Raw genomic sequence first — 15782 nt, 5'->3', positions numbered from 1 at the left:
AAATTGATGCTGTAAACGACCTCAATAATAGCTTAATTAAGATTTTTAAAAGGTCATCGAAAGATGACCTTTTTATTTTATTGCCATAAGACTTTTAACTTTTAGAATCAAGCAACCGAGTTTAAGATGCTCAAAAATCTTAAACTGAAAACTTATCAATCTCTATCTCTAAGTTGCTGATCAGCTGTTGAGTTTCGTCAGTGGCCGTATGCGCTTTGATTGAAACTTTTGAAGTATTCTGGGCTGTATCAGCAATGATACTAATACGTTGAGCTGAGTCCTCGCCTGCCGCAAGCTGTTCTTGTGAAGCCTCTAATATTTGCTGACTCATTGAAGAAATCGCCGACAGTGATTGAGCAATATTACTCAATTCATCCGCTACCAGTTTCGACTTTTCTACTGTATTACTACTGGTTTGTACGCTTTGTGAAACCGACTGCTTTGCGTCTTGGGTAGCATTTTGTAGTTTAGAAATCATTTGATGAATTTGTTCGGTGCTTGATTGAGTTCGCTGAGCAAGTTGCCTTACCTCATCAGCTACAACAGCAAAACCTCGCCCTTGATCCCCAGCTCTTGCAGCTTCAATCGCCGCATTAAGCGCTAATAAATTAGTTTGTTCAGCAATACTCTGAATAACCGACAACACACTGGCAATATTATTTACTTCGTCATCAAGCAATTGAATATTTTGCCCAGCATTGTCTATTTGATGCTCCAACAAACTAATGGTTTCAGAAGACTGCTGAGTCAAAAGGTAAGCTTGCTGACCTTGCTGCTCGGCTGCAGAAACAGACTCGGCAGCATGCTTCGCAAGTTCTGCGACATTTGAAGAAGATGCAGTCAGTTCTGTAATCGACGATGCTACCATCTGACTTTCATCACTCATTGCATTTGTTAACGAATCAAGCTCTACAGCTTGATTTTCAGCTTCTTGAGCTTGATGGCTTAGGTGCCGCGTAACTTCACTTATCCCTTTAACCACACCCTGTAGGCCAATTTGCATATAGTTCATTGCGCCTACAACACTATCTTGACCTGCTTCAGCAAATTGCGGGTTATGTTTTAAATCCCCCTTTGAAACATCCAACACAAAGCGACGAACTTGTTCCATTTCAGCACCTAGTGCATTACGTAGATTAAGACCAAAACGAGCGAGTAAAAGGGACACTATAAAGGCAATAATGATTGAAAACGTCAATAACCATTTAGCCACCGACCAGTATCGAGTATCAGCCTCGGCATAACTGATTCCTGTACCCACATACCAATTCCAGACCGGAGTTTGTTGAACAACAGAAGTTAAATCGACAACCTGTCCATCACGCTCCGAATTCCAATGATAGGTAATGATTTTAGATGTTTGCTGACCCACTAATTGCTGCACCATCTCACCGATACTGTTGCCTTCGGCATCTCTAAAATCATTAAAACTTGTCCCATGAAGCTGGGGATCGTGCGGTGCAGCAATAAAGTCTAAACTTTCATCCACCACATACACATATTCAGAGTCATGGTATTTATTTTCCCTCAATAACTGACTGGCAAAAAGCTTGGCTTGGGATTCAGAAAGTTGGCCTGACTGGGCAAGCTTTTCAAATTGCTCGACAATATTAACTGTACTCTTCATGAGTTGATTAATCCGCGCGATATTATCACTCTCGCTGGAGTTAGATAGGGCTTGTAACCCCCAAAAAGCAGTACTAATAAAAGCGAGAAAGATACCTAGTGAAAATACTAAAATTTTACGGCCTAAGGTCATATGACATCCTTTAATTATTGTTATTAGCAGGCTGTGTAAAAAACCACCTCCACTAATAACATAAAGAACAACTGACATAAGATGCAAGCACTAAATGACATCGCTGTCATTTAGTGCTTATAACAAAATATATCATTTCTTAATTAAAGGCTTTTTTGAAAGCTAAAGCATATTCAAAAGGAGCAGGCCACTCAAGCGTGGAGCACTGATGGGCATCAGGTAAGCAACTAGAGTCAGTAAAGGCGGCATACTCTTCGAGCGCCTCACAAAATAATAAATCTAGCGCTAATCGGTCTTTACCGTATAAGCCTCGATGGATCATATTGGCCGAAAACAGCAATACATCACCTTTGTTCAATGGCACTGCGAGGCTATTCGCTAGCGAGTCACTGTTTTGTTTACCCTTTTGCTCAAGCCTTACCGCTAACTCGTTATCATTATCAAATCGTTTATGGGTTCCTGGTATCACTTCAATTCCAGGTTCATCACTCAGTGCAATACGGCAATGGATAACATCATGCCCTTGCAGTACTTGGCGCTGTTCATCAACCGATAAGTGATACTGCGGATCCCGATGCCAATAGTTTGCTTGATTAGGGTTAAAAGGGTTAAAAAATAGTTGGCTGTTCATGAAGGCCACTTTTTCAAGCGGTGTAGAATGGATTAACTGCCTCACTTTATTGGAACCAATAAACTCAAATAACCTTCTGCGTTGCTGACGGACTAAGTATTTATCAGAGGTTAAATACGCTGAGTTAACTGCTTTCGCGTGGTAGAAGTCTTGATTGTCAGCAAGCCAAGCTTGATGGAATTCATCGATCACCACTTTTATATCAGCAATTTCTTTTGCCGAAAAATACTGACTTACTTTGACAAAACCATCTCGCAGATAAAGCTGTCTTAGGTCTTCAGTAAGCGGCTTAGACATAAATCCTGCCTTTGAGATACAACTTGCCACAGCCAGAAACAAACACTCGGTCATCACTGATGCGACAACATAACTTTCCACCTCGAGTTGATGCTTGAAAAGCCACCAGCTCAGTCTTATTTAATTGCTCAGACCAATATGGCGCCAATCCCGCATGAATGGAGCCTGTAACGGGATCTTCATCACCGCCATTGGCAGGCCAAAAGTAGCGCGAGATACAGTCATATTCACTCGTAGCATCAGCTTGCGCAGTGACGACAACATCTAAAGGCGCCAGCAATGCTAGTAATTCAGATTGATACTCAAGGTTAATCACATCCGCGGCCGAATCCATTACAGCAAAATAAGCCTGCTGATTTTTAAGCACTGCTTTTGGCGTAACCGATAATCCTGCGGTTAATGCATTAGGAACCGATTCAACTATCTCAGGTTTTAAATTAGGGAAGCTCATTTCAATTGCGCTTGGTGTTGCTGTAGAGTCTGCATTGCTAACTTGGGTCACCTTTAAATCGCCCACTTTGTCAGTTGAAAAGCATACCTCTCCCACACAAGAGAATTGATTAAAAAGCACATGGGCAGCTGCCAGCGTTGCATGACCACAGAAATCAATTTCAGTTATGGGTGAAAACCAGCGAATTTGATAATGGTTTAGGTCAACTCGTTTAATAAACGCGGTTTCTGATAGATTATTTTCACTAGCAATCGATTGCATTAAATCGACAGCGAGCCAATCCTCTACTGGCACCACTGCTGCTGAATTGCCACCAAATTGCTTATCGGTAAATGCATCCACCACAAATATATCTAATTCCATTTGATTAATTCCATCTGACTGACCTCAACTGACTGGCTCAATTATATATTGCCCAGTACTTAATGCTGCTCGCACTTAACTATTTCTTGTTAGATAAATCACCAGAACGCCAGACAGCTAATAGTAATTTAGCTGCTAGCCAACTGCCGATAGCGGTAATGCCAAAACCAATAATAGACACGCCTTCATAGAGTGGCGGCACTTTACTACTGAGTACCATGCAACCACCAAGGAAAATAGCGCCACTTAGCACCCCATAAACAAGACGATTAATAATGGTGTCTAAATTACGGTGGTTAAGATTGATATCAAAATGGTCATTGGTAATTTTTTGAGTCAGTAGCTCAATATCTTCAGGCAATTTATTGATAATTCGTTGCCAACGGGTCGATGAAGCTATGGTTTGCTTAAGTACATTTTTAGGGGCGAATTGCGCCGCTTTCATCTTCAATGCATAAGGACTAATGGCATCAGCAAGACTGATACTGCTGTCGATTTGTTTCGACATACCTTCGAGCATAATTAATACTCGAATTAGCATGGATATTTCGGTTGGGATGACAAGTTTATGGTGCTTAATAATGCGGATAAACTCAGTGAGCACTTCGACTAAGGCAACTTCATTCATTTCAACTTCTAAGTATTCATAAACAAACTCACCTATATCCTTCTCAAGGATAACCTTGTCTAGCTGTGGTTGAGCCTGGCAGATTTGAATCACTTGATAGGTCAGTTCTGCTGCATCTTTCTCCGCTAATGCAATCAACAAGTGTTGTAAGCGTTGTTGAATGCCCTGACTCAGACGTGCGGTCATTCCCCAATCAAGGATCCCTAATTGATTATTTTCAAGTAGCCATATATTGCCAGGATGAGGATCTGCATGAAAAAAGCCTAGCTCGAAAATCATGTCTAAATAGACTTTAACGCCCGTTGTGGCAATTTTATTGGCGTCGCGTTCAGCTTGATGTGTTTGGAGTTTAGCGATGCTCTCGCCCTTTAAACATTCCATCACCAACACTCGCTTACTTGAATACTGGCGATAAACTTCAGGAATATGCACATCAGGATTATTGCTAAAGAAGCTACTTGCCCGCTGCATACTGCGCGCTTCTTTAACATAATCAAGTTCGTTGAGTAGCGTTTTGGTGAATTCAGCAATCAAACGGGAAGGCTGATAAAATTTCAGTTCCTTTTGATACACCTCAGCTAACGGCATTAAGCGCTTTAAAATCTCTAAATCAGCAAGAATTTTATCTTCAATTCCCGCATGCTGAACTTTTACTACCACCTCTTGCCCATCAACCGTTGTTGCTTGATGCACTTGCCCCACAGAGGCTGATGCTAGAGGCGTAAAGCTAAACTCACTAAAGATGCCATCAAAGGAGTGTTCGAATTCAGATTCAATAGTTTGGATAACTAAGTCTTGGCTGTCTGCAGGGGTATCAGCTTGTAACCGAGTCAGTTCATCAGCCACTTCTTGCCCAACTAAATCAGCGCGAGTACTGAGGATCTGCCCAAGCTTAATAAAGGTGGTACCCAATTCGCTAAATGCCAACCGTAACCTTACAGCAAATGATAACGACACCAAACGTTGGCCTGAGTCGCCAACAAAAACACTCTTAATAAACTCTGGATTGTGCTCTTTAATCCAGTTAGCCAAACCGTACTTAACCAATACTGTAATAATTTGCCGAGAGCGCTCGGAGTGATTCATCAGTTGTTTGATATCGGATAACTTCATCAAATCTCCTTGGTGCCTTCGCATTTTGTAGAGGAAGCACATGTAGGTATTGGTGGAATGTTGCATAAATATCGTAGTAAATACTGTAATAGATATAACCACAAACAAATACAAAAACTTAGAGATATAAGGTAAAAGACTAATCCCAAAAAGAAGCTATTGATCAGGTTGCAAGCTGAGTTCATCAAGAAGGACGATGAAAGAACTAAGGAAAGAATTAAGTAGAGACATACGCTTGGCTGCAATTACAGCCAAACACAATTTTATAAAGAAAAGATTATCGAGTTTGAGAGTTTACCGTCTCTACACAGCTAAATCGCCATACCTGCAGCTACACCAGATGACCAAGCCCATTGGAAGTTAAAGCCTCCTAGCCAACCGCTGACGTCCATGACTTCACCAATGAAATATAAACCAGCAACGTTTTTAGCTTCCATGGTTTTCGATGACAACTCATTGGTGTCGACGCCGCCCAAGGTCACTTCGGCGGTGCGGTAACCTTCTGTACCATTCATCACAATCGACCATTCGTTGAGGTCTTTAGCGATTTGATCTCGCTCACCATGACCAAGTTGGTTTAGTGCTTTATCAAGTAGTGCTGTTTCAAATAATGTTTCAACTAAACGCTTAGGTAACCACTGACTTATGGTGTTACGTAAGCTTTGCTTAGGGTTATTCGTTAAGGCTGTTTCAATCTTATCTTTAGCACTTTCATTAGGTAATAAATCAATCTTGATTGCCTGACCTGCTTGCCAGTAATTGGATATTTGTAATACTGCAGGGCCTGATAAGCCACGATGAGTGAATAGCAGTGCTTCACTAAATTGAGTGCCATCCTCTGCGGTTATAGTGGATGGTACAGCAATACCAGAAAGTGGCTCAAAACGTTCTTTTTGCTCAGTGTGCCAAGTAAAAGGCACTAAACCTGCTTGGGTTGGCAAGACTGATAAGCCAAATTGTTCAGCGAGTTTATATCCATAAGGTGATGCACCTAACTTCGGCATTGATAAGCCACCAGTAGCAATCACTAATGAGTCACAAGAATAATCGCCATTTGAAGTTTGCAATTCAAACTGACCTTGGTCATTTTTGCTCACCTTAGTCATTTCTGTGCGCAGTTGGACTTTAGCGCCTGCCCACTCACACTCAGTCATCAACATGGTGACGATTTCTTTAGCTGAATCATTACAAAATAACTGACCATGATCGCGCTCGTGATATTCAATACCATGACGTTCAACCAGTTCAATAAAATCACTTGAGCGATAACGAGCTAATGCTGATTTAACAAAGTGACTGTTGCCACATAAGAAGTTATGCGGCTCAACTTTTTGATTGGTAAAATTACAACGACCACCACCACTGATCAGAATTTTTTTCCCAGCTTGTTTGGCATTATCTAATACCAATACATCACGACCTCGATAGCCTGCGGTAGAAGCACACATTAATCCTGCTGCGCCTGCGCCAATAATAATTACATCGTGATGTGTCACTAGATTACTCTCTTATTCAGCAGCTGCGTTTACGGCAGCAAATTTTCAAACAAATAATATACAAACTGCATTATTGGCGGATTTTTCATCAGCCACAAAAAAGGGCGCTATATTAGCACCCTTTTAGTCGTATTCACACTGACGTTATTCTGAGATAGTTTCAGACTTTTGCTCACGCCCTAATAGTTCTTTAGCCGCATCTACAGGTGCTTTACCTTGATAAAGTACTTGATAAATTTGCTCAGTAATTGGCATTTCAACACCAAGACGTTTAGCTAAAGTGTAAACCTCTTTAGTATTACGATAACCCTCAACCACTTGGCCAATTTCTTCTTGGGCGGTATCGACATCGCTGCCTTTACCTAGCGCCAAACCAAATCGGCGGTTACGTGATTGATTATCAGTGCAAGTCAGCACTAGATCACCTAAACCAGCCATACCCATAAAGGTATTAGCATCAGCATTTAATGCCACACCAAGACGAGTTAATTCAACTAATCCACGAGTGATAAGCGCTGTGCGAGCATTAGCACCAAAGCCAATACCATCAGACATACCTGCACCAATTGCGATAACGTTTTTAACCGCGCCACCTAATTGCAAGCCAGTAAAGTCATCGTTGGCATAAACACGTAAACGTTTCGGGCTATGTAATAGCTCTACTAAATCATTAGTAAAGTCAGCACATGTACCCGCAACTGAAATGGCTGTCGGCATACCGGCAGCCAGTTCTTTGGCAAACGTCGGTCCTGATAATACTGCTAGCGGGAAAGCGTCCCCAAGTTGCTCACGAGCAACATCTTGCAGTAATCGACCTGTTTCAGGCTCTAATCCTTTAGTGGCCCAGACAATGCGAGCATCATCTCGTAATAAAGGTTTGGCCTGCTTGAGTACTAAACCAAATACATGGCTTGGTACCACAACCAAAACATTTTTACTCGCTGCAAGTGCTTTACCTAAGTCGGTTTCTAATTCAAGTGTGTCAGGAAAAGTAATTCCTGGCAGAAATGCATTATTAGCGCGTTCTTTGGCAAGGGTCTCCATGTGCTCAGGCTCATGGCCCCAAAGCAAGGTCTTGTGACCACTGCTGGCGAGAGAAATAGCAAGAGCGGTGCCGTAAGACCCCGCCCCAAGTACCGTAATTTCAGTCGTATTATTCATATTGATTAAGCTTTAGCTTCTTCTGCAGCGGGTGCTGCAGCTGCGTCTTGCTGACGTTGTTGAACATATTGCGCGAATAATGCGTCAAAGTTCACAGGAGCAAGGTTAAGCTGTGGGAAAGTACCGCGAGATACTAAGTTACCTACTGTTTCACGTGCGTATGGGAATAATACGTTAGGGCAGTAAGCACCTAATGAATGAGCAAGTTGCTGTTCAGTTAAACCAGTGATTGAGAAAATACCAGCTTGTTGAACTTCACATAAGAAAGCAGTTTCTTCACCGTTTTGAGCAGTAACAGTTAAAGAAAGAATCACTTCATACACGTCATCAGAAAGTTTGTTGCTACGAGTGTCTAGATCAAGCTTAACTTCTGGGTTCCATTCTTTTTGGAAAACAGCAGGGCTGTTTGGCGTTTCAAATGAAACGTCTTTAGTGAATACGCGTTGAATGTTGAATTGTGGTGCTTGTTCTTCGTTGTTAGCTACTTCAGCCATGATTTTCTACCTTCAAATTGTGTTTTAGCTTTTCTATGAAGCTAATTTTAGATTTGGGCTTTTATTCCTAAAACGAGGCAAATCGCCTTATTTTAGTTCATCCCGATTAAAGTTGATCTAACTCGTTAACAAAACGCCTGTAAGCCCTTTATAAAAGTAGGATCTTGTTGTACTCGCTAACATTTAGCATCAGCGAGTAGCTGGTTATCTTTACTTCTTACCTTTAACAGTCGGTAAGTTAGCTGCTGTCCAGTCACCCATGCCGCCTTTTAGGTTACTCACATTCTCAAAACCTTGGGTTACAAGAAGTTGAGCAGCTTGCGAAGACGTCATGCCAGCACTACATACAGTAATAATGGGTCTGCTTTTAAACTTTTCAAGGGCAGTCGCTTTATTATTTTTAATTTCAGACAAAGGTACATTTATCGCATCCACGATGTGGCCTTTACGAAACTCTTCTTGAGAACGAACATCAATGACTTTGCCGTCTTGTTTGTTCATTAACATGGTCAATTCTTGGGTATTGATATTAACAACTTTCGAGGTTGCCGCTTTAATCGTAGTGACTACAACAGCAATGAACAAACCAACCCATGCGATACTTAAAACTGGGTTCGCTTGAAAAAATTCAATATATTCTTGCATCTTCTCTGCCTACTTTAAAAATGGCTAAAATTAATAAGCCACAGAGTATACCGATTGCGTCTTTATAATGCAGCAAGTTCGCACCTATTCCTCGACTCTGATGATTTATTAATGCCACTTTAACGATGAAAGATTGCATTTAATTAACAAGCTTTGCTTAAAACCACTGTATTAGCGCTTTTATTGCAAATAATTCATCAAGTCCCTTAGACGCTAGGGCTATACCCTTATTGCAATAATCTTTGTCTGAAACCCATAGATGAAAGTAAATTACTTTTTCAGCGCCTGCATAAGTAGTAATATTCATACAATTAAAATTTTAACCTTCTCATAAACTTTAAACTTTCATATAGAGGTATTTCCATGGCGACTCAAAAGCGTCCATTGGCACTCCTTATCTTAGATGGTTGGGGCTATCGCGAAAATACGCATCAAAATGCAATTTTTCACGCTAACACTCCGGTTCTAGATAAATTGAATGCTACATATCCACACAGTTTGATTTCCGGTTCTGGTTTAGATGTTGGCTTACCTGATGGCCAAATGGGTAACTCAGAAGTGGGTCACATCAATATCGGTTCTGGCCGAATTGTGTATCAAGAGTTAACACGTATTAGTAAGTCTATTGCTGATAACGAATTTTCTCAAAACCAAGCCTTGTGTGAGTCTATCGACAAAGCGATTAGTGATAATGGCGCTGTGCATATCATGGGACTTATGTCTCCAGGTGGTGTTCACAGCCATGAAGACCACATTGAAGCCATGTGTCGTATGGCAGTTGAACGTGGCGCAACTAAAGTTTACTTGCACGCTTTCCTAGATGGTCGTGATACACCTCCTCGTAGTGCCAAAAACTCACTGGCTCATTTCGAAGCGTTATTTGAAAAATTAGGCCATGGTAAAGTTGCTTCACTCATTGGTCGTTACTACGCCATGGACCGTGATAACCGCTGGGATCGTGTTGAAAAAACTTACAACCTTATCACCCAAGGAAAAGCTGAATTTAATTACTCTAGTGCGGTTGAAGCTTTAGAAGCGGCTTACTCCCGAGATGAAAACGATGAATTTGTTGCAGCATCAACTATTGGTGAAGCGGCAACGTTATCTGACGGCGATGCGCTGATTTTCATGAATTTCCGTGCCGATCGTGCTCGTCAAATTACTCGTAGTTTTGTTAACGCTGACTTTGATGGTTTTGAACGTGCTGTTACTCCAGCAGTTAACTTCGTCATGCTCACCAACTATGCTGATGACATCAAAGTGCCAGTGGCATTTCCATCGACAGATTTGGTTAACACCTTAGGCGAAACCTTGCAAAATCAAGGTAAGACCCAGTTACGTATTTCAGAAACTGAGAAATATGCACATGTGACTTTCTTCTTTAATGGCGGTAAAGAGCAGCCATTTGAAGGTGAAAGCCGTGAATTAATTAAGTCACCAGACGTAGCAACTTACGATCTTCAACCAGAAATGAATTCAACCGAGTTAACCGACAAACTGGTTGCTGCAATTGAATCTACTGAGTATGACGTGATCATCTGTAATTATCCTAATGGCGACATGGTTGGCCACACTGGTAACTTTGACGCCGCAGTTAAAGCCTGTGAAGCCGTTGATGCCTGTATAGGTCGAGTCGTTGATGCACTGCAAAAAGTAGGTGGCGAATGTTTAATTACTGCGGATCACGGTAACGCAGAGCAAATGACGAATGAAGAAACAGGTCAAGCACATACAGCCCACACCAGCGAGTTAGTGCCGTTCATTTATGTTGGACGTGATGCCACTATCGAAGACGGTGGCCGATTGAGCGATATAGCGCCAACTATGTTAACCTTGATGGAACAAGAAGTGCCATCAGAAATGACAGGCCACTCAATCATTAAACTCAAAGAGTAAATAGCCACTCGTGAAAAAACGACTATTGTTTAAAGCCAGCATACTTGCTGGCTTTCTGATACTTTCATCATCAGTTCAAAGTGCCGATCTGGATAAGCGTCAATCTGAGCTTAAAGCCATTCAAGCGCAGATTAACCAACAGCAAAACTCTTTGAAAGACAGCAGTCGTCAACGTGAAAAGCTCATTTCGTTACTTAAACGAGATGAGCAAGCTATTTCAAGCGCCGCGCAAAAAGTCAACCTCACTCAAGCTTCACTGACTCAAGTAAACACCAAGTTAGGTGAGCTAGAAGTTGAGCAAGTTGAATTAGATAAACGCCGTATTACTCAGCAAAAAACCTTGTCGAAGCAATTATCTAGTGCCTATTTAGCTGGTAATCATGACTATTCAAAAATGATGCTAAACCAGCAAAATCCAGCGACAGTTGAACGTATGCTGGCTTATTACCAATATCTCAATAATGCTCGCATTGCGGCTATTACTAACCTCAAAACCACCATTGAACAATTAGAGGCAATTAAAGAGCAACAAGTTAGCGAGCAACAAAAACTCAATGCTCTAATCATCGAACAAAAACAACAAGCGCAGCAACTTAATAAAGAGCAAAGCCAACGCCAACAAACTCTAGCGCAAATTCAGCGAACCTTAACCAGTAAAGGCGCTGAGTTAGAGCAAATGCAAATTGAAGAAGCCAGCTTAAAGCGCCTTATCGAACAAGCCTTGTTAGCCGCTAAAGATAACCCGCAAATGGATGGATTAGCCAAAAAACGTGGTCAATTAAAATGGCCAACTAAAGGCCATTTAGCCTCTAAATTTGGCAGTCGACGTTCTGGACAAATACGTTGGAAAGGGGTCGTCATTGCGGCTCCAGAAGGACGTAGTATTACTGCCGTCGCCCCTGGTACTGTCATTTATGCCGACTGGCTTCGTGGTTTTGGTATGGTAATGGTAGTTGACCATGGCGAAGGCTACATGAGTCTATATGGCCATGCTCAGGCACTATTAATTCAACCAGGTGAGACGGTTCAAAAAGGCGAATCAATTGCACTAGTCGGGAGTTCAGGCGGACAAACAGAATCTGGCCTATACTTTGAGATACGACACAAAGGGCAAGCCGTTAACCCAGCGAAATATTGTCGATAAACAATAGGCTAGGAATACCGAATTCGCTGACTTAACCGACGCCCTAACTATACCTTAATGGTATTTAGGGCGGTTATGATGCAATTCGCACGTTATTTATTATGTTTTTTGTTAGGTATTTCGGTGGCGCTTTCAATGAGCCTATCCAGCTCTGAGCAGCACTATAAATACGAATCAGAATACAGCTACACTCTGCTTTTAGATGTTATCGACACCATCCACACCTATTACTTCAATGATGTTGACCGAGAAGATTTAATCGAATTCGCTATAGACGGCATTTTTACAAACCTCGATCCTTATTCAGGCTTTTTAGACTCGGACGACTACCAAAGCATTAATGACAGTAATAGCGGTCAGTACTATGGCTACGGATTTGAAGTCGCCACCGACGATGACCAAATCACCATCATTACCCCTTACCCAAATTCACCTGCTGCAAGAGCAAATCTGCAACCCGGTGATAAAGTACTTCAACTTAACGATACTGTGATTGATAGCAGCAATTTGACTGACGTGCTCATGGATATCAAGCAAAACAGTAATAACAAGCAAACCATCAATCTAACTATTGAGCGTGATACAAATAAGCCATTTAAACTTGCCTTAAACCCTGAGCTGATTCATATCGAATCAATAAACGCTAAAATCATCAAAGATGGCATTGGTTATATACAGTTAAACTCATTTCAACACGACGCAACTAGCGCCATCATCAAACAAGCTAAACTTTGGGAAAACCAGCAGTTGAACGGCCTGATTTTAGATGTGCGTAACAATCCAGGTGGGTTACTGGGTCAAGCGATTAGCATTGCAGATTTATTTTTAGAGAAGGGGTTAATCGTCTCTACAGAAGGTCGTTTTTTTGATGCCAATGAAGTGTATTACGCATCACAGCCTACCATTTTTAAAGACATTCCAATGGTGGTATTAATTAATAAAGGTTCAGCTTCTGCATCAGAAGTACTCGCAGCAGCCCTACAAGAAAATAATCGAGCAACCTTAGTCGGTGAAACCAGTTTTGGTAAAGGTACAGTGCAAAGTCTTATCCCAATGTTAGAGATGGGTAATGCAATTAAACTAACAATAGCAAAGTACAGTACTCCCCATGGCAATGACATTCACAGCAAAGGTATTGAACCGGATATTAAAATATCAAACGAAACTATTCTAAATTCTGATTATCTGGATATAATTGAGCAATCAACTGCGCAATATGATGAACCACAGGATGGTCAGATTTCTTCAGCTATTGCATGGATAACTACTCATAACTAAAAAGCAGACTCTGTGCGCAATATATTTTTATTAATAGCTATACTCGTATGTGGTTCCGTTCAAGCAACAAACATCGCTATCATCATTGACGATATTGGATATCGTCAATCTGATGAAGCTGTGTTGTCGTTACCAAATACCGTCACCTTATCAGTATTACCTCACACCCCTTTAGGTCAAACATTGGCTCAACAAGGTCACCAACAAGGCAATGAAATTATGTTGCATATTCCAATGCAGGCACTCAATGGCAAAAAGCTTGGGGATGGTGGTTTAACCAATGACATGGATGAACATCAGCTTAAGAACCAACTGAAAGCATCGATTGATAACATCCCATATGCTAAAGGTGCTAATAACCATATGGGCAGTTTACTAACTCAATTAGATAACCCAATGAACTGGTTAATGGAAAGCTTGAAGAAAAAAGACCTGTATTTTGTCGATAGCGTGACCACTCGCTTTAGCAAGGCAAGTGACAAGGCGCAGCAATATGGCGTGCCATTATTGAGAAGAGAAATATTTCTAGATAATGATGTCAGTGAACATGCTTTAGAAAAACAATTTAGCCAAATTATTAGAAAGGCAAAAACAGATGGCAATATAGTAGTCATTGCGCACCCTTACCCAGAAACAGTGCGCTTTTTAAATCAGAACCTTCACCGACTAGAAGCTAAAGGTATTAACTTAGTTCATACCTCGAAGTTATTACCTGTCGCAATGGCAAAAAATGAAGGGACTAGCTCAGCTCAAGTACTGAAATAGAAAGATCAGGTAATGTCTCCATTAACTCATCAGCATTCTTGACGATATCAGCCAAAGTACATTCATTTAGCACTTCCATATACGCAGCAACGGCCTTCGCTAGAATACCTTTAAGGCTACATGCTGGCGTAAAACGGCAGTAAGGCTCAGTACAGTTGACAGGGGCTAATGAAGGTTCGAGTTCACCCACTAATTTCCCTAGATTAATCTCAGCAGGCTTCACCGCTAATTTAAATCCACCACTTTTACCTCGGATAGTTTGAATATATCCAAGCTTACCTAAATGATGAATGATCTTAGCAACATGATTTGATGACAGCTCAAAAACAGTCGTCACTTCAGCAATGCGAAATAACGTTTCTCTTTTCGGTTGTGCAGCAAGGTACATTAAAATACGAATGCCATAGTCTGTATATCGTGTTAGTTGCATAAGTTTGTTCCAGCGTTAAATTGTACTTCTTAAATAATATTGCTTTGTGTATATACTAACGTTGTCGTTAGCAGCTTAGGAGGTTGAAGACTCTAAGTCGGTGATCAACCATAAAGCTTGCTCATTGCTCGTGCTACATACATCAATAGTTGCTGTAAAATCAGTGCATACCTTCGGTCTTGAAGGATCACCAAATATCTTACATAGATTATCATCATTTAACTGAATACAGCGCTCACCTGCAGGTTTACCATTGGGCATTCCAGGTATAGGGCTAGTAATAGAAGGTGCAATGCAGCATGCACCGCAACCAAGACGACAATTCATAATTTTACCTAAGCGTTAAAGCAGCAATATATCTTACTAATGCCTAATATAAAAACATCTTTGCTATAAAAAGCACATAAAATACATCTTTAAGTTTAAAGTGAGAGTTATGTAAAATTTTTAGCTAATATACTTGGCGTGTAATTTTCACTTATACCAATTTAACTCACCTAAAACTGATAGCTAAAGTCGATCTTAACAGTAACCCATATCAAAACGCATTAATCTAGGTCATCAATTACGCTTAAAGAAAGCCTTAGATAGCAAAAAGCCCTATCACTCTGTAGAAACAAGAAGTAATAGGACTTATCCAAAAGCTGAAACGAAAAAAGCCTCATCTTTCGATGAGGCTTTCGTCTTTGTGTTGGCGGAGCGGACGGGACTCGAACCCGCGACCCCCGGCGTGACAGGCCGGTATTCTAACCAACTGAACTACCGCTCCTTTAGCAAAATGCTTGCGCGTAATGCTAAATGCTTTTTAAGTCGCTAACTTGTCAAGGTTAGGAGACTTGCTTTATCGTAATAAAGCTACTCTTTCGAGTAAATTAGGCGCTTGGCAATGACCTACTTTCACATGGGGAGACCCCACACTATCATCGGCGCTATTGCGTTTCACTACTGAGTTCGGGATGGGATCAGGTGGTACCACAATGCTATTGTCACCAAGCAAATTCGGTGTTAATCGCTTATCGCAATTAACTAAATTCGGAAAGCTGTTTGTTTCTTGAGTTTTCTACTTTATTAAGCGCTTTAAATTCTTCACTAAGTCTTACCTTCAACAGTAAGTAATAAATCTAGTTACCATCAACTCAGATAAAAACTCATCTGGGTTGTATGGTTAAGCCTCACGAGTCATTAGTACAGGTTAGCTCAACGCCTCACAACGCTTACACACCCTGCCTAT

General features: G+C 41.1%; 14 protein-coding genes, 1 tRNA gene and 1 rRNA gene. 4 read left to right on the top strand and 12 right to left on the bottom strand.

The window, feature by feature from the left end:
- Nucleotides 1-139 precede the first annotated feature (139 nt).
- The 8 genes from K5Q58_RS18245 to K5Q58_RS18210 all read right to left on the bottom strand — a co-directional run bounded on the left by K5Q58_RS18245 (nucleotide 140) and on the right by K5Q58_RS18210 (nucleotide 9038).
- Nucleotides 140-1759, bottom strand: coding sequence for a methyl-accepting chemotaxis protein (locus K5Q58_RS18245; RefSeq protein WP_220755288.1), 1620 nt, complete (start codon nucleotides 1757-1759; stop codon nucleotides 140-142).
- Nucleotides 1760-1898: 139 nt separating this feature from the next.
- Nucleotides 1899-2687: a phytanoyl-CoA dioxygenase family protein gene (locus K5Q58_RS18240; RefSeq protein WP_220755287.1), complete on the bottom strand. Its 789-nt coding sequence runs from the start codon at nucleotides 2685-2687 to the stop codon at nucleotides 1899-1901.
- Nucleotides 2680-3501: a PhzF family phenazine biosynthesis protein gene (locus tag K5Q58_RS18235; RefSeq protein WP_220755286.1), complete on the bottom strand. Its 822-nt coding sequence runs from the start codon at nucleotides 3499-3501 to the stop codon at nucleotides 2680-2682. Before K5Q58_RS18235 ends, K5Q58_RS18240 begins: the two co-directional genes overlap by 8 nt.
- A 79-nt stretch (nucleotides 3502-3580) precedes the next feature.
- Nucleotides 3581-5242 carry an AarF/ABC1/UbiB kinase family protein gene (locus K5Q58_RS18230; protein ID WP_220755285.1) on the bottom strand — a complete coding sequence of 554 codons (1662 nt, stop codon included), beginning with the start codon at nucleotides 5240-5242 and terminating at the stop codon, nucleotides 3581-3583.
- Between the two features lie 311 nt (nucleotides 5243-5553).
- On the bottom strand, nucleotides 5554-6738 hold the full coding sequence (locus tag K5Q58_RS18225; RefSeq protein WP_220755284.1) for an NAD(P)/FAD-dependent oxidoreductase: 1185 nt from the start codon (nucleotides 6736-6738) through the stop codon (nucleotides 5554-5556).
- A 144-nt stretch (nucleotides 6739-6882) separates the two neighbouring features.
- Nucleotides 6883-7899 (bottom strand): NAD(P)H-dependent glycerol-3-phosphate dehydrogenase, encoded by a 1017-nt coding sequence (gpsA, locus tag K5Q58_RS18220; protein WP_220755283.1) that lies wholly within the window; start codon nucleotides 7897-7899, stop codon nucleotides 6883-6885.
- Between the two features lie 5 nt (nucleotides 7900-7904).
- Nucleotides 7905-8393, bottom strand: a complete 489-nt coding sequence (gene secB / locus K5Q58_RS18215) for a protein-export chaperone SecB (protein WP_220755282.1) — start codon at nucleotides 8391-8393, stop codon at nucleotides 7905-7907.
- Between the two features lie 210 nt (nucleotides 8394-8603).
- Nucleotides 8604-9038, bottom strand: coding sequence for a rhodanese-like domain-containing protein (locus K5Q58_RS18210; protein WP_220755281.1), 435 nt, complete (start codon nucleotides 9036-9038; stop codon nucleotides 8604-8606).
- A 363-nt stretch (nucleotides 9039-9401) separates the two neighbouring features.
- Here K5Q58_RS18210 and gpmM point away from each other — a divergent pair, with 363 nt between their 5' ends.
- The 4 genes from gpmM to K5Q58_RS18190 all read left to right on the top strand — a co-directional run bounded on the left by gpmM (nucleotide 9402) and on the right by K5Q58_RS18190 (nucleotide 14121).
- Entirely contained in the window at nucleotides 9402-10934 is a 1533-nt protein-coding gene (gene gpmM / locus K5Q58_RS18205) for a 2,3-bisphosphoglycerate-independent phosphoglycerate mutase (RefSeq protein WP_220755280.1), read from the top strand.
- A 10-nt stretch (nucleotides 10935-10944) separates the two neighbouring features.
- A complete protein-coding gene (locus K5Q58_RS18200; protein WP_220755279.1) occupies nucleotides 10945-12078 on the top strand; it encodes a murein hydrolase activator EnvC in 1134 nt (377 codons plus the stop codon).
- A gap of 135 nt (nucleotides 12079-12213) precedes the next feature.
- Entirely contained in the window at nucleotides 12214-13356 is a 1143-nt protein-coding gene (locus K5Q58_RS18195; protein ID WP_308443255.1) for a S41 family peptidase, read from the top strand.
- A gap of 12 nt (nucleotides 13357-13368) precedes the next feature.
- A complete protein-coding gene (locus K5Q58_RS18190) occupies nucleotides 13369-14121 on the top strand; it encodes a divergent polysaccharide deacetylase family protein (RefSeq protein ID WP_220755277.1) in 753 nt (250 codons plus the stop codon).
- On the opposite strand, the gene K5Q58_RS18185 is transcribed toward K5Q58_RS18190, so the two are convergent.
- The 4 genes from K5Q58_RS18185 to rrf form a co-directional block, all read right to left on the bottom strand.
- Entirely contained in the window at nucleotides 14096-14551 is a 456-nt protein-coding gene (locus tag K5Q58_RS18185; protein WP_220755276.1) for an Rrf2 family transcriptional regulator, read from the bottom strand. The two genes, K5Q58_RS18190 and K5Q58_RS18185, sit on opposite strands and share 26 nt — an antisense overlap.
- 75 nt (nucleotides 14552-14626) lie before the next feature.
- A complete protein-coding gene (locus K5Q58_RS18180; RefSeq protein WP_220755275.1) occupies nucleotides 14627-14878 on the bottom strand; it encodes a YkgJ family cysteine cluster protein in 252 nt (83 codons plus the stop codon).
- A 365-nt stretch (nucleotides 14879-15243) separates the two neighbouring features.
- Nucleotides 15244-15320, bottom strand: a tRNA-Asp gene (locus tag K5Q58_RS18175).
- A gap of 109 nt (nucleotides 15321-15429) precedes the next feature.
- Nucleotides 15430-15545: ribosomal RNA gene (rrf, locus tag K5Q58_RS18170) — 5S ribosomal RNA — on the bottom strand.
- Between the last annotated feature and the right edge of the window lie 237 nt (nucleotides 15546-15782).

This window comes from Shewanella sp. KT0246, assembly GCF_019654955.1.
GTDB classification, from domain to species: domain Bacteria; phylum Pseudomonadota; class Gammaproteobacteria; order Enterobacterales; family Shewanellaceae; genus Shewanella; species Shewanella goraebulensis.
The sequence above is the reverse complement of the archived record's forward strand: the minus strand, read 5'-3'. Positions and strand labels throughout refer to the sequence as shown.

Bases quoted from the DNA above. Each gene is read 5' to 3' on its own strand.
- K5Q58_RS18195 (WP_308443255.1), top strand. From the start codon at position 12,214: ATGAGCCTATCCAGCTCTGAGCAGCACTATAAATACGAATCAGAATAC.
- K5Q58_RS18180 (WP_220755275.1), bottom strand. From the start codon at position 14,878: ATGAATTGTCGTCTTGGTTGCGGTGCATGCTGCATTGCACCTTCTATT.
- K5Q58_RS18245 (WP_220755288.1), bottom strand. From the start codon at position 1,759: ATGACCTTAGGCCGTAAAATTTTAGTATTTTCACTAGGTATCTTTCTC.
- K5Q58_RS18210 (WP_220755281.1), bottom strand. From the start codon at position 9,038: ATGCAAGAATATATTGAATTTTTTCAAGCGAACCCAGTTTTAAGTATC.
- K5Q58_RS18185 (WP_220755276.1), bottom strand. From the start codon at position 14,551: ATGCAACTAACACGATATACAGACTATGGCATTCGTATTTTAATGTAC.
- K5Q58_RS18235 (WP_220755286.1), bottom strand. From the start codon at position 3,501: ATGGAATTAGATATATTTGTGGTGGATGCATTTACCGATAAGCAATTT.
- secB (WP_220755282.1), bottom strand. From the start codon at position 8,393: ATGGCTGAAGTAGCTAACAACGAAGAACAAGCACCACAATTCAACATT.
- K5Q58_RS18240 (WP_220755287.1), bottom strand. From the start codon at position 2,687: ATGTCTAAGCCGCTTACTGAAGACCTAAGACAGCTTTATCTGCGAGAT.
- gpsA (WP_220755283.1), bottom strand. From the start codon at position 7,899: ATGAATAATACGACTGAAATTACGGTACTTGGGGCGGGGTCTTACGGC.
- K5Q58_RS18230 (WP_220755285.1), bottom strand. From the start codon at position 5,242: ATGAAGTTATCCGATATCAAACAACTGATGAATCACTCCGAGCGCTCT.
- gpmM (WP_220755280.1), top strand. From the start codon at position 9,402: ATGGCGACTCAAAAGCGTCCATTGGCACTCCTTATCTTAGATGGTTGG.